Here is a 15,336-nt window from a genome sequence, read left to right on the forward strand (position 1 = left end):
ATTCATTAGTAACCATAATTCTGGACCAACTTGGGATTCTTCTTTATTTCATCTGCCGAAATAGAATTATAATAGTATTTTTTTAAGAATAGCAAATCATTGGTTCCAACAAAATCAACTTTATATTTCCACTTATTAGTACGAGTATCAAGCATTGGGAAAAGTCCACGGGGACGGAATAATTCCCCCATCACCTGATCAAAAATCCGCCAACGGCGATAGTTCCAATAAATTTTATTTTCAAAAACAAACTCACAAATATATTGTCTGCGCACCTCTCCGATGGTTATATCTGAAACGGGTAATTCCTGTAAACCAGCACGGGTACGTATATCATTAACCAAAGGTTGAGCAATCTCCGGATGTCCCAGTTCTACCTGAGCCTCAGCAGCTATCAACAGAATTTCTGCATATCTGATAACGGTCCATGGCTGGTCACTGTCAAATTCAGTAAGACTATGTTTTTTAGAGTCGTCAATCATTTTTTTCTGAAACATAGAAGTAGGTGTCTTATTGTCTTCACCCATACCGTACTTCCCACGATATTTGGCAGAAGTCTGTTCTTTACCACTTGCATTAATCTCACCATACTTCACATCGATCAATTCTCCCTGAAATGTAGATCCCGGCACAATCACCGATCCCAATAAACGTGCATCCCGACCAGCAAACAAATCTTCACGATTATCAAACTCTCCCGGTATATAACTGCCAGCAGGGGTATTAAAGGCACCCGAAGTACCATCCAGATATTCAAACTGTTCCACTAAATCAAGAGTCGGACAACTATTCGGATTACTTTGACCTCCCCAAGGCAAACGATCCACATCAAAACGGTAAACCAAATCAGGATAAGAATATGAACGACTCATAATGACCTCTTTATTTTTATCCGGCTCCACATTCAGGAATATTTTTCTGAAGTTTTCACTTAAATCATTCGTGTCAAATGACCGCGCCAATTCGTACTTTTCTGATTTAATAATTTCATTTGCTGCCTGATAAGCTATTTCATAATATCTGTCAGCTTCAGATGCAGGAATCCCGCAAACCATTTTTCCGGTATTTTCATCTTCCAAAACCAAATCATTATATTTAGCAATACTTGCTGCATAAATAGCAACTTGTGACTTCAATGCATATACCACAGCCTTATTAATTCGTCCTTGAGGATTGTTTTCCGGAATATTCAACTCGAGTGCCTTATCCAAATCAGCCAAAATATAATCCCAAGTCTCCTGTTCACTATTACGTGGAATTTCAAGTGAAGAAATACTGGAAGGACCTGAATATTCCAACACTTTGTCGATATAAGGAAGGCCCCCAAAACGTTTAGCCATCGCAAAATAATACCAAGCCCTGATGGCATATCCTTCTGCCTGATAACCATCCACTTTATCGGCAGTCATTCCGGCAGAGTATTTATTCAGATTCTCTATATATTTACATACATTTCTGATCACTGTATAATTCCACCAGGAATTACCTGAATTACCACTCAGATTAGCACCATCATCTTGTTTACGATTACGTGCAAAACCAGTAATTGTCTCCAATTCTTCAAACTTATAATTAGTATTGTTAAAGCCCCCACGTTGATCAAAACGATAATCTTCAATAGGCAAATCAATGTATAACCTTGTAAGTGCTGTCTTCACACCTGACTCATTAGCATATACATCCTCATCTGTGACAATATTAGATGGTTTCAAATCCAGATAATCACTACAAGCAGTTGCACATAGCCATATCAATATACTATATAATAAAACTTTTTTCATGATTTATTGCTTTTTAGAAAGTTAGGTTCAATCCGATATTAAAATTCTGAGAAGTTGGATAAACATATCCCCAGTTCGTATCACTACCTGTTTCAGGGTTATCAACATCCCAACCGGGATATTCCGGATCCATATTCTTCAATTTAGAGAATGTCAACAGATTAAAGCCATTGGCAAAGATACGGGCATGTGACACACCTGCCTTACGAGTCAATCTTTGAGGGATAGTATAACCGATCTCCACGCTTTTCAGTCTCAAATAGCTTGCATCCATAATACGCCAGGTATCATCCCGGTAATTGAAAGAATATGAATTATCCCGGTAACGGGGATAAGTTCCTGCAATCCAATTACCGGATTCATCCTGTCTCCACCGATCGGTATGAAATTTCAAAGCTCCGGCAGATCCGTCAAATGCATAAGGTGTTTTAAGGAATTCGCTATATACTACATTCTTTTTACCTGCACCCATGAAATGTAGATTTATATCAAAATTATTCCATTCCAGATTAATTGTAAATCCATATTGAATTTTCGGATAACCTTTATGGAAGAAAGGATAAATATCTTCTCCATCCACATAACCATCACCATTCAGATCTGTATGATAAAAGTCTCCCGGTGTCAATATTGAATTCTGAAAGGTACCTTCTTCGTTGGGCAAAGCAGAAATATCCATACCGGGTGTTATAACACCTCCCCATTCCATAGCCCACCAAAGACCACTATTACGATTATTCACATTCTCTCTCCAATTACGATAAGAGCTAGATGAAGGAGCACGCTCGGTATATATATTCTTTGTATTGGAATACATAAAATTTCCGGTAAAATCATACTTTACACTTCCGATTTTATTACTATGGGTAAGAGTTATCTCCCAACCTGAAGTACGTGTACTATTTAAATTCTCTTGTGGCAAATCCATACCTGTCACACCCGGTATAGAAGCATTTCTTCGGGCAGGTATACCAGTCCTGTTTCTGACAAAAGTTTCCACAGTTCCTCCAAATAATCCATTCCACATGTCCCAGTCAAGTCCGAAATTCATCAGTTTATTTTCAATCCAGGTTAATTTCGGATTTGTTGCACCCCTGTCAGAAATAGCATTCATCTTATCGTTTCCAAAATAATAGTAACCGCTGGGGTAGGTATAGCCAGACACCCATTGATAAGCAGCTACCCCATCATCAGCTGTAACTCCGTAAGAAGCTCTCAGCTTCAAATTATCAATAAATGATAAAGCTTTTATAGATTTAAAGAAGGATTCTTCCGACAAACGCCAGCCAACGGAACCACCAGGAAATAATCCAAATTGCCCACTTCCTGTATACATAGAAGAACCATCGTAACGAAAAGCAAGTTCTAACAAATATCTTTCCGCAAAGTTATAATTCAACCGCCCCACATAGCCTTGCCTCCTGATGATATCAGGAAATGAGGCACCTATCACCTGTGTCTTGTCATTATTGCCAGCAGCCAGTTCGTCCAGATCAAATGTATAATAACGTTGAGCTCCCTGATACTCTGTTCTATTCTGCGACTGTTCAAAAAGTCCAAGAACATCAATAGTATGCTGTCCAAACTGTCTTTTATAATTTACAGATAGTTGTAAACCATTAGTAGTTGCCCAATGCACATCCTGCACCAATGTACTGGGTGACATATAAGTTTTGGGAATATATTGTTCATCTTTGTATGTATATAAAGTATATGCAGGATTCCATCCTTTATAAAGAGCATTATAACGACTATAGTTATACATAAACTTAGCACTTAGCCCTTTTACAAAAGGTATGTCCCAATTGAGAGAGGTCTGAATAGAAGTACGATCTGATTTGTTCTTTTTATATCCGCCTCCATTTTCCGAATCAGAGTTAATTACAGGATTCAATTCAGCTCCCATATATGCCGGATAGTCAGGATTACCATTTGCATATATACTTGTCAACGGTTCATTCGTTTCACGATTTACCGGAGGAGTAAACCACATCCATTTTATCTGGTTCCATGCATCCTGAAAAGGTGCATTTTTCTCATCTTTAATATATCCGATATTTACATTAGCCGTTAACCCATAACCTAATTTCGCAGTCAGATTTGTCCGAAAATTAAAACGTTCATAATCCATTGATCCGGATTTAAACATACCTTCCTCATTAAAGTAACTCCCATTAATAAAATAGTTCACTTCCTGATTTTTTCCCACACTGCCGGAAACACCTATAGTATGATTGGTCTGGGGTACAAAATCTTTAATATATTGGCTATATAAATCAAAATCCGGTGTATTTCTAAATAACTCCAACTGTTCTGGCGTATAGGTTCCTTTCGGATTAGCATATCGGGCTAATCCTACTTCATTAATCATAGAAGCCCATTCAAATGCGTTCATCATTTCCGGTAAATCGGTTTGATGAGACCACCCATAGGTCCCGGAATATTCTATCTTAGCCTTCCCGGTGGTTTTCCCATTTTTAGTTGTAATCAGGAGTACACCATTACCGGCCCGCATTCCGTATACAGCAGCAGATGCATCTTTCAATGCCGACACACTCTCTATTTCGTTGGCAGATAGTCGGTTGAAAGTTGCCATATCACTTACTACCCCATCAATAACAACCAACGGTTCTCCCATTCCACGTATATCAATATGTGATTTAAAAGCACCTGGTTCGCTTGAATTAGTTATCACTTTTACACCAGCCATTTTTCCTGCTATATTCTGTTGCAGATTGCTGTTGGTAGAAGTAATAATCTGACTGTTATTTACTGAGGAAACAGCTCCGGTTAAAGTAGCTTTCTTTTGTGTCCCATATCCTACAACCACAAGTTCATCCAATGAATGGATATCTTCTGTCATTTCCACCAGCAACTCTTTATTATCTCCGACCACAACATCACAATCACGATATCCAATATAAGAGAACCGGAGTGTAGTTTTTGCAGAGGGTACCCGCAATAGGAAATGCCCGTCCATATCAGTAACCGTACCTATATTCTTGTCACCTTTTACCGTTACTGACACTCCTATCAACAGTTCACCTTCGGGAGATGTTACTGTCCCTTTAACGGTAACGGCATTTTGAGCCTGTACTAAGGCCACACCACATAAAAAACAAAAGATAAAAAGTAATCTGAGGAAAAGAATACCTCTGATGTAGTAATTAGACTTCAGGTAATACATAATAGTAGATTTTAATTAGTAATACGATTAATTGAGGCACAAATATAAGAACCATTCAATACTTTAAAGTATGTTTATTTAGCAAACGAGTATACAGCGCAATAATATCTGAAATAAAGATTTAGCATAACAATATGAAAAAATAACAGACCTGTGCAATAACCCCAATCTCCTATATTTGCCACACATTTATTAATCATTTAATTCAATGCGTATGAAAACTTTAAATTTACTACTTACAACCGGAGTACTTCTGGCAAGCTCGTTCATCATTAGTGTAAATGCACAGACTCAGCCTATTAGCCTGGACCCCAAAGAATGGTCGGAAGGCAAGAACATGGACATTTATGAAGAAGAAGGTAATTTAGTACTCGAAGTCTGGACCGCAGCCGAACCAGCCTGGCAAGAAACGTATATCCGTATTATAGACCTGGATCTGGAAAAATACCCTAATTTCAGTATTACGACCGAAGGAGATGAAGGCGCACAATGGAATGTTAAAATAGCTGCCCCCGATCTTCCGGATCAGGCCTCTCTACTTACTGGTTCTACAGCAGGTGGTGGTGACTCTTCTGAATTTGGAGAATTCAACTTCGAGGGGACCATACCTTCTATTTTAGGAGAAGACAGTGGAGAAGTTTCTTTTGAACTTTATCTATGGGTAATCGGACAAGGACAAAGATTAGTAATCAGTGATCTACATTTTTACGGAGACGGCGGAACCGGTTTAAATCAAGCATTCAATCCTACGACACTGATTAATAAACCCGGAGGATTTGTATTGAATAATGTAGAAAATAAAGCTATTACAATTTTTAGTTCGACCGGGGCTATAATAAAAAGTATGATATCGGCTAATAGCAAACAAGATATAGATCTTCCGACAGGGTTATATCTCGTTAAAATCGGGGAGAAAACAACAAAAGTAATTGTTAATTAAAATTCAGAATATGATTATCTGTAATCACGCATATTAACCGACTAAAAACTATAAATAAGAACAGGCTATATATATGATGCAGATAATCATAAATTTGTAAATTCTTAATCCTCATAATGAAAATACCATGAAGAAACAAGTATTATCTTCTCTATTCATTTTATTTCTACCGTTCTGTATTTGTGCACAAATACCTGACACGGAACAACTCCGTGAATCGGATAAGAATCAAAGCAGAGATTTAAGTATCCCGGGATCACGATTAGTTCTAAATCCTTTTGCTTTTTATAATGCAACTCCCTCAACTACTCCATCTGATTTTTCAAACCATCCCTCACTTCCGCTAAACATCGGTTATCTTAGTACGGAACGTATCGGCGAACGGCGTATAGATAATGCTTTATTCCTATATCGATACAAAGGGCAATCGTCTGCTTCTACTTTAGAAACCGGCTGGCAAGCCGATCTAACCAGCACAGTAAAGTGGTACCCTGAGAATGGTTCTAAATTAGAGATTATCGAAGAAGGACTCAAGATGAGTGTAAACAGTAACGCAAATCCTTCCTATAAATCACTAACTACCACCAATCGTATTTCTATTGATCTGGATAAGACTCCAATACTCACTTTATACATGCCACAAGCTTCCGGAAAATGGTCTCTAAAAATTAGAAACACCCAAAATGAAGAAGTTACCCTTCGAACGGATGCATCCGGTACAGGAACCTTTGAATACGATTTACGCGAACTTACTACCTGGAAAGGTAATCAAAGAATCTCTTTCAACTTATGGGCTATCGGTTTAAATTCTTACTTTGTACTCAGTGACATGCGATTCATTGGCATAAACGGCGAAGAGGCCTGTGAAGAAGCAGTCTCTTATTCAACCGAATGGTTACCCAATGAACTACCCTTTAAAGCCACTTATTCCGATGAAACCACTCTCACCGGAACCGACTTCTTCTACGACAAGAACACCATCGCCCGACAAATTAAATTTAATCCGTCAAACAATAATAGTTCTTTTATACTTGCTGGTTATTACGCAGGTAAAGATATATCAGTAACCAATGACATTCTGAAAACCAATAATGGTACATTCTCATTTGCCGTAAAATCTGATGTATTTTCTCCTTCCGAAATCATCTTCTACAAAAGTAAAATTGAATTAAAATCTCAAATAAACGGTTCACCCAATCCTGGATATGGCCCTTATTGGGCTGTAAAATTCAATATTAATTCACTTCAAAAGAATGAGTTAAGAACAGCTGTCGCTTTCTCATATAGTAACGACAAAGAAGATTCCTCTACTATAACCAATCGCATCAATGCTCCGTTTAATGGGGATAATATGCAAACTCAATATATCGAACGTAAGATGTTTTGGAACAACTTCCTAAAAAAGGTTCCCTGCCCTTCAAACTTCTCTATCGAAACTGTAGATAATTATGGTATAACAGCCGAACAAGTCAGAAGAGATTATTACAACGCCTGGGTATTCGTAGCTCAAAATGTCCTTGAACCAGATCCGGTACACTTTCCTTATCCACAAGTAGTAACAGGTAAGGGATCCATGTGGGACGAATCGGACGATCGGGCTCCTTATAGTGCCACTTGGGAGAGTTTCTTTGGCATACAGTTCTATGCTTTCATTGACCCGGAAACGGCTTGGGACGCTTTTGAAGGACTCATGTCACTCACTGACAAAGATGGGGTAATAGGGGGTGAAAGTCTTCCGTCCAGAAAAGCCCAAACAGCCTGGATACTTTATCAAACCACCCAAGACAAAGAACGTCTTGAAAAAATATATGCTCCATTAGAAAGATATCTAAACTGGCGACTGATTTACCCACATTGGATATATAATTCATATCCGGATAAAAATAAGAAAGATGCGGAATTTGCCTTCTCTGCTATTATTGATATTGATTATATGATCAAAATTAGTGAAATAATCCGTGATGAGCAAACAGCAAATGAATGGAGAATCAAACAGAAAGAATTCTATAATCAGTGTTTACCCTGGTTCTGGCGTACACCAACAACTTTTCCTTCACAGTATTACGATCTTTCCACACAAGGCAGATCTGAAGGGCATCCATATTGGGTAACATCCGGTCTGCACATGAATTTGCTTTCGGGAGATTATCTCGAAAGTTTATATTCACTTTTTTCTTTCAATTTCAATCCGAAAAAGAATTTTGGAGGTTCGGGTATGGGATTTCCCAAATATCCTGATGTAAGCTATACATTATACGGATTACTTGAACATCAAAAAACGAAAAAAGCCGAGAATGTAATCGATGCCTGTATCCGGGATATCTGCCGTTCCGGAGGATGGTTCTCCGAACAGTATGAAACAACTGATACACCTTATCCGACAGGAGTACGCCCCTCTCTATTTGGTGCCAGTATGATAATTGACTTCGTAATGATCAAAAATGGTTTTCGATACGATATGGGAGTACCTTATATCCAGAATCTATTCCGAAAAGCAGCTACAATCAGCGGTATCCGTTACGGAAACGACGTACTTAATATAGAATGTGATACAGAAGGAAATTATTCCGTCAGTGGAAGCTATATAAATACTCCCCGGATCATCCGGACAAATTATGGAGAATCAGTTCCCGTCTACAAAGACGGGAACCCAAGTCAGATAAAAGTAAACAATGTGAATGATGAAATAATGAAAATATCCAATAATTACACATCCAGTCCGTTTGTTAGCATATATGTTCCACTAAATCAAATCTACTCGCTTTACCTATATGATTTGAAAGGCAGTTTGCAAGCAATTCTCGCCAATCAAAAAGTATCTACAGAAAGCGAAAAAAGATACTATTTAAACAATTATCACCCACAACCTTACTTAATCTGCCTGCACCTTCCTGGAGAAGTATATTCTAATAAAGTAATCGTTACTCATTAAATTAGCCATCCAAAAATACCGAGACATCATGAACAAGCCAGCCCTTCTTTATATAGCCTCTTACCTTTTTACAATACTATTATCCGGTTGTTCTTCCGAAAGTACTAAGACTCCGGTAGATTATGTAAACCCATACATGGGTAACATCAGTCATCTGTTAGTACCAACCTATCCGACCGTACATCTGCCCAATAGTATGTTAAGAGTATATCCTGAAAGAGCCAATTATACCTCCGAATTGATTAAAGGTCTGCCTATTGCCGTTACAAGTCATAGAGGAAGTTCCGTGTTCAACCTCAATCCATTTCAAGGGAATGAATCCGACGCCTGTTCTGAAGTCTATTACTCATACGATCAAGAAAAAATAACTCCTTACCGTTACACTGTTTTTCTTGATAAAAATAAAATCAACGTTGATTATGCACCCTCACACCGGTCAGCCATTTATACCATACAATTTGAAGAAAGCCGGAAAGAAGCTAATTTTATTTTATTGAATGTAGGCAACGGAAAGCTAACGTTCAATGAAGAAGGTCATATAGAAGGGTATCAGATAATTGATAATAGCCAAACCAAAATATACCTATATTTAGAGACAGAACAAAAGCCTCACTCTACCGGGTTCCTATCCGGCACATCCGTCTATTATGGAGCAAGCAGTATCAACGGTGAAAATAAATCTGCTGTTCTGAAATATAATAAAGAAACACAAACCATAAATATCAGATATGGAATTTCTTTTATTAGCAGCGAACAAGCTAAAAGCAATCTAAGAAAAGAAATCAGAACCTTTGATGTTAATCAGGTAGCCGAAAAAGGAAAGGATATCTGGAATAAGGCTTTAAGTAGTATCTCTGTAAAGGGAGGAAATGAAAACGATAAAATAGTTTTCTATACCTCCCTATACAGAGTATACGAGCGAATGATCAATATATCGGAAGAAGGAAAATATTACAGTGCATTCGACCATCAAATACATAACGATGAGGGAATTCCTTTCTATACGGACGATTGGATCTGGGATACTTATCGGGCTGCCCACCCATTACGTATTCTGATAGATCCGGAAGCGGAACAGGCAATGATTCACTCTTATCTCCGTATGGCCGAGCAATCCCCAGAATTCTGGTTACCTACATTTCCGGAAATCACAGGTGATAGCCACCGGATGAATGGAAATCATGGAGTAATCGTTCTCTGGGATGCATACATTAAAGGACTTACTAATTTTGACCTGGAAACTGCCTATAAAACCAGCAAAGGGGCATTAACCGAAAAGACCCTTCTACCTTGGCAAAAAGCACCTTACACAGAATTAGACACATTCTACAGGACCAAAGGATACTACCCGGCTTTACATCCGAACCAAGAAGAGACGGTAGCACAAGTTTCCCCTACTGAAAAGCGACAGGCAGTAGCCGTCACTTTAGGTACCTGCTATGACGATTGGTGCTTATCACAAATAGCGAAGAAATTAAATTTTGACGATGATTATAACTACTTCTTAAATGCTTCCTACAACTACCGGAATCTATTTAATGAAGAGACTTCTTTTTTCCATCCGAAGGACAAAGATGGTAATTTCATCATGCCGTTTGATTATCGGTATGCAGGAGGACAAGGAGGAAGAGAATATTATGATGAAAATAACGGATGGATTTATCGTTGGGATGTTGCTCATCGTATTTCCGACCTGATCACATTAATGGGAGGAAAAGAGCAGTTTATCCGCAATCTTGACGACTTATTCACAGAACCACTTGGAATGGAAAAATTTCTGTTTTATCATCAATTTCCGGATCATACAGGTAATGTTGGTCAATTTTCCATGGCAAATGAACCTTCGCTCCACATCCCTTATCTGTATAATTATGCCGGTAAGCCCTGGATGACCCAAAAGCGTATCAGACAGTTGCTCAAACAATGGTTCAGAAATGACTTGATGGGAATTCCCGGTGATGAAGACGGAGGAGGTTTATCAGCCTTTGTTGTATTCTCGTCTATGGGATTTTATCCGGTAACGCCGGGAATTCCTGTTTACAATATCGGAAGCCCGTTATTTCAGTCTATAAAAATAGATTTAAAAAATGGAAAGACTTTCGAAATAGAAGCTCTCAATAATTCTGAAGAAAACAAATATATTCAATCGGCTACTTTAAACGGTAAAAAGTGGAATAAGGCTTGGTTCAGCCATGACGAAATAAAAAATGGTGGAAAATTAATTCTTATAATGGGGAACAGAGCAAACCCGGAATGGGGGAGCTCTTCTGAGTCCGTTCCTCCTTCCGGCGAATAGGTTCCATTATGACTTTTTAATACCATTGCTGTTTTTTTAAGACATGGAATCAGGCCAGATCGTATAACTTTGTCCAATTAAGACAGAAAAACACCATGCAGAAAGTATTATATCTACTTACTTTATTACTCATTACCGTATATACATATGCCGATGTCTCTCCGGTCGTCATAAACAGGTTAACCAATAATGAAGGCTTATCTAACAGTTCGGTGAATGTAATCTACCAGGATTCCAACAATTTAATGTGGTTTGGGACATGGGATGGCTTGAATTTATATAATAGCCGTGAATTCAAAACCTTCAAACCCAACCCCAATGTTCCTGGCAATATTACTAATAATATAATCAGAGATATCATTGAAACAACCAAAGGTAAGCTATGGATCACTACAGATAACGGGATCAATCTATACACTCCGGAAGCTATGCGGTTTCAATCTTTCTTCTATGATAACAAAGAAAATACCATCTTTAAAGAACGCTCTTTTTTAATCTGTAAAAACAGCCACAATAAAGTTATAGCTTCAGTATACAACACTGGATTATATTATTTTGATGAAGAACTGTCGGATTTCATCCTTATAAGAAACTTAAAAGAAACCTCCTTGAAAAAGCTATTTTTTGATAAGGATGATAATTTATGGCTATTCACTGACAACAATTCATTATACAGAGTCAATCTAGACTGGAGTAAAAACAAGCCTGATATAAAAGATATAAAACCGGTCATCTTAAGCCAGTCATCCCATGATGTTTTTTACAATCTATACACAAATCAGATATGGGAACAAAATGAAAACAGACATATCAATATCTATGATATACCGACTGAAACAAAAATAACGGAAATACCTTTCTCTAAAGTCATCTCTTCTATTATTTTTGAAAAGACCGGCTATATCATCGGTACAGCCAATGGCTTATTTTCCATCCAGGCCCTAAACCATGAAATAACAACTCTTATAGAAGATATCCCTGTTTTTTCTATTTATAAGGGGACACAAGATATACTATGGGTGGGTACAGACGGACAAGGTGTTATTATGCTCACACCAAAGAATAATCGGTTCACATCCTATTCATTAAAGAATTCATCTATTTATGGACTCAGTCCGGTACGCTGTTTTTGGGAAAATCAAAACAAACAATTATTCATTGGTACCAAAGGCTCTGGCCTATATATCTTTCAAGATAATACTACCGAAAATCTTTTTGCACAATTTACGACCAATAATGGTCTGATCAACAACTCCGTCTATGCGTTAGCAGGAAAGGAAAATGACATATGCTGGATAGGAACAGATGGCAAAGGGCTAAATTATTGGGATTATAAAACAAAAAAATTGTATACTCTGAAAATGAATGAGAAACTTGATATCATTTCCGTTTACGCCATTTATATTCAGAATGATCATACACTATGGATAGGTACGAATGGATTCGGACTCTATAAATTAACTATAAACCGATCAAAAACTCCCTATGAGGTCACAGAATATAAACAATTCATCTATCAGGATCATAATAAGAAAGGGCTTAGTAACAATGTTATTTTCTCCATTATTCCTGATGATCATAACGGTTTATGGATTGGTACCCGGGGAGGAGGACTCAATTATCTGGACACACATACCTATACTTTTACCACCTATCGCTTTTCAGAAAAAGAAATGTCCTCCATCAGCAACAATGATATCATCACTTTATATAAAGATCCTGATCATCAGCTATGGATAGGAACCAGCCTCGGACTTAATCTCATGCAAAAAGACGAAAAGGGAACGATATCTTTCAAACATTACACCGAAAAAGATGGTATGCCCAATAATACGATACATGGCATACAAGCAGACAATGATGGTAATATATGGATCAGCACAAACAAAGGATTAGGCAAATTATCCAAAAATAACGATAAAATCATTTCTTACTATCAAAACGACGGACTACAAAACAACGAGTTTTCTGATGGTGCATCCTATAAGTCTTCCTACACTAACAACTTGTTTTTCGGCGGTATTAATGGATACAATAAATTTGATCCTCAAAGTATTCCTGAAGCCACTTTCTCTCCCCGGCTTAATTTCGATGATTTCCTTATTAATAATGAGAATGCTGACATCCGTAAATTTACTAAAAAGATCAATGGAAAAAAAATGATTGTGCTCAACCATACTGAAAATCTGATAGGGTTTAAATTTACTCCGATCGATTACATATCAGGTATGAAATGTGAAATAGAATATAAACTTGCACCTTATGAAAAGAACTGGATACAAATGGGGACTTCACAGCTAATTGTACTCAATAAATTACCATCGGACGACTACATATTAAAAATCAGATTTAACAATGCCAATAAAATCTGGTCAGAGGATATCTATGAAATCCCGATCCGTATACTTCCACCATGGTGGCTGAGTAAATGGGCTTATCTTTTCTATTTTCTTACATCCATCAGTATTCTATTTGTTATCTATTCAGTAGTTAAAAATAGAATCCAAATGAAACATACATTAGAATTAAGCAATTTGGAGAAGACTAAAACGGAAGAAATTCATCAAGCCAAACTTAGGTTCTTCACAAATATAGCACACGAATTCAGTAACTCGTTAACTTTGATTCTCGTTCCTTCGGAGCAATTACTAAAAATAAGAAATTTGGAACCGGAGGCTAAGAGATATGTTAGAACAATACACTCTAATGCCGGACGAATGCAAAAACTCATTCAGGAACTGATTGAATTTCGTAAAGCAGAAACTGGTTTTTTAGAGTTGCAAACTGAAATTGTTGATATACATGAATTTGTAAAATACATAACTGATTATTTCACAAATACCGCAGCACAAAAAAACATACAGTTTTCAATTCAGATACAAGATGATACCAACACATGGATCACTGATCGTAGTTGCTTTGAAAAGATCGTATTCAATATTATATCCAATGCTTTTAAATACACCCCAATAAATGGGTATATCCATTTATCTATCAGTCAAATTAATGAACATCTTATTCTTCAAATCAAAAATAATGGGAAAGGAATTAAGAAAGAAGATATTCATCTCATATTCAACAGATTCAAGATACTTGATCAGTTTGAAAAACAAATGGCTCAAGGAGAAAACAGGAATGGAATTGGATTGGCACTCTGCAAAGCTTTAACTGATCTTTTGAAAGGTACAATTGAAGTGGAAAGTGAACTAAATGATTATACTCAATTCACCATATCTCTTCCGGCATTGGAACTCACAAACAAACAACCGGTCTCAATGCCTCCATTGGTAACAGAAGAACCGCCCATAAATACAGAGTATACAGATATTACAGAATTGACAGATACGGACACTAACAACATGTCTCAAACAGTAATCCTAATTGTAGAAGACGATAAAGAAATCAGTAGTTTATTATATGGCTTATTGAAACATAAATATAGCTTATTGTTTGCTTCTAATGGGAAAGAAGGCGTAGAAATGGTAGAAAAGAACAGTATCCATTTAATTATCAGTGACATCATAATGCCGGAAATGAATGGAATTGAATTTGTCAATCACTTAAAGGGTAAAAGTACAACTGCCAACATACCAGTAATTTTTCTCTCCTCCAGAACCTCTATTGATAATCAAATTGAAGGATTACAAACCGGAGCAGATGCTTATGTAGGAAAACCTTTTAATTCAATGCTTCTTGAAACAACCATTGACCGTCTTCTCACAAGCCGCAGAAGCTTAAAAGATTTCTATGCTTCTCCTTTATCAGCTATTGAAAAAATTGAAGGAAAAACTGTTCATAAAGAAGAAAAAGAATTTATCCTGAAACTAACCAGGATTGTTTCTGAGAATATAGACAACGAAAACCTATCAATCGAAATGCTTTCCAATGAAATGGGAATCAGTAAAATAATGCTCTACCGTAAACTGAAAGAGATAAAAGAAGAAACCCCCACTGAATTCATCCGGAAAATAAGAATGAATCAGGTAGAGAAATTATTGAAGATGACCAACAAGACAATACAGGAAATAATGTTTGATTGTGGTTTTAATAATAAAGCGTACTTTTATCATGAGTTCAGCAAGCAATTTAATCTTACTCCTGGAGAATATAGAAAAAAACATGGTTCAAAAGCTATGAATGAATAAGCATCATACTCTTTTGTAATCCTACGATACCAGGTTTTCCGATAAGCGGCGTTTC

At 37.1% G+C, this 15,336-nt stretch carries 6 protein-coding genes; 4 read left to right on the top strand and 2 right to left on the bottom strand.

What is annotated here, in order from left to right; all coding sequences use genetic code 11:
* Positions 1-5: 5 nt before the first annotated feature.
* Together HCG69_RS15125 and HCG69_RS15130 are read right to left on the bottom strand one after the other, a co-directional pair.
* Positions 6-1,781: a RagB/SusD family nutrient uptake outer membrane protein gene (locus HCG69_RS15125; RefSeq protein WP_221650730.1), complete on the bottom strand. Its 1,776-nt coding sequence runs from the start codon at positions 1,779-1,781 to the stop codon at positions 6-8.
* Positions 1,782-1,794: 13 nt separating this feature from the next.
* Complete coding sequence (locus HCG69_RS15130; protein ID WP_221650731.1) at positions 1,795-4,968, bottom strand: TonB-dependent receptor; 3,174 nt, start codon at positions 4,966-4,968, stop codon at positions 1,795-1,797.
* A gap of 214 nt (positions 4,969-5,182) precedes the next feature.
* Here HCG69_RS15130 and HCG69_RS15135 point away from each other — a divergent pair, with 214 nt between their 5' ends.
* From HCG69_RS15135 to HCG69_RS15150, 4 genes are all read left to right on the top strand, one after another.
* Positions 5,183-5,908, top strand: a complete 726-nt coding sequence (locus HCG69_RS15135; RefSeq protein ID WP_221650732.1) for a T9SS type A sorting domain-containing protein — start codon at positions 5,183-5,185, stop codon at positions 5,906-5,908.
* A gap of 127 nt (positions 5,909-6,035) precedes the next feature.
* Positions 6,036-8,840: a hypothetical protein gene (locus tag HCG69_RS15140; RefSeq protein ID WP_221650733.1), complete on the top strand. Its 2,805-nt coding sequence runs from the start codon at positions 6,036-6,038 to the stop codon at positions 8,838-8,840.
* A gap of 28 nt (positions 8,841-8,868) precedes the next feature.
* Complete coding sequence (locus HCG69_RS15145) at positions 8,869-11,136, top strand: GH92 family glycosyl hydrolase (RefSeq protein WP_221650734.1); 2,268 nt, start codon at positions 8,869-8,871, stop codon at positions 11,134-11,136.
* A gap of 95 nt (positions 11,137-11,231) precedes the next feature.
* Positions 11,232-15,281, top strand: a complete 4,050-nt coding sequence (locus HCG69_RS15150) for a hybrid sensor histidine kinase/response regulator transcription factor (RefSeq protein WP_221650735.1) — start codon at positions 11,232-11,234, stop codon at positions 15,279-15,281.
* The last annotated feature ends 55 nt before the right edge of the window (positions 15,282-15,336 follow it).

Source organism: Bacteroides sp. K03, assembly GCF_019734355.1.
Lineage (GTDB): Bacteria > Bacteroidota > Bacteroidia > Bacteroidales > Bacteroidaceae > Bacteroides > Bacteroides nordii.

Bases quoted from the DNA above. Each gene is read 5' to 3' on its own strand.
- HCG69_RS15125 (WP_221650730.1), bottom strand. From the start codon at position 1,781: ATGAAAAAAGTTTTATTATATAGTATATTGATATGGCTATGTGCAACT.
- HCG69_RS15130 (WP_221650731.1), bottom strand. From the start codon at position 4,968: ATGTATTACCTGAAGTCTAATTACTACATCAGAGGTATTCTTTTCCTC.
- HCG69_RS15135 (WP_221650732.1), top strand. From the start codon at position 5,183: ATGAAAACTTTAAATTTACTACTTACAACCGGAGTACTTCTGGCAAGC.
- HCG69_RS15140 (WP_221650733.1), top strand. From the start codon at position 6,036: ATGAAGAAACAAGTATTATCTTCTCTATTCATTTTATTTCTACCGTTC.
- HCG69_RS15145 (WP_221650734.1), top strand. From the start codon at position 8,869: ATGAACAAGCCAGCCCTTCTTTATATAGCCTCTTACCTTTTTACAATA.
- HCG69_RS15150 (WP_221650735.1), top strand. From the start codon at position 11,232: ATGCAGAAAGTATTATATCTACTTACTTTATTACTCATTACCGTATAT.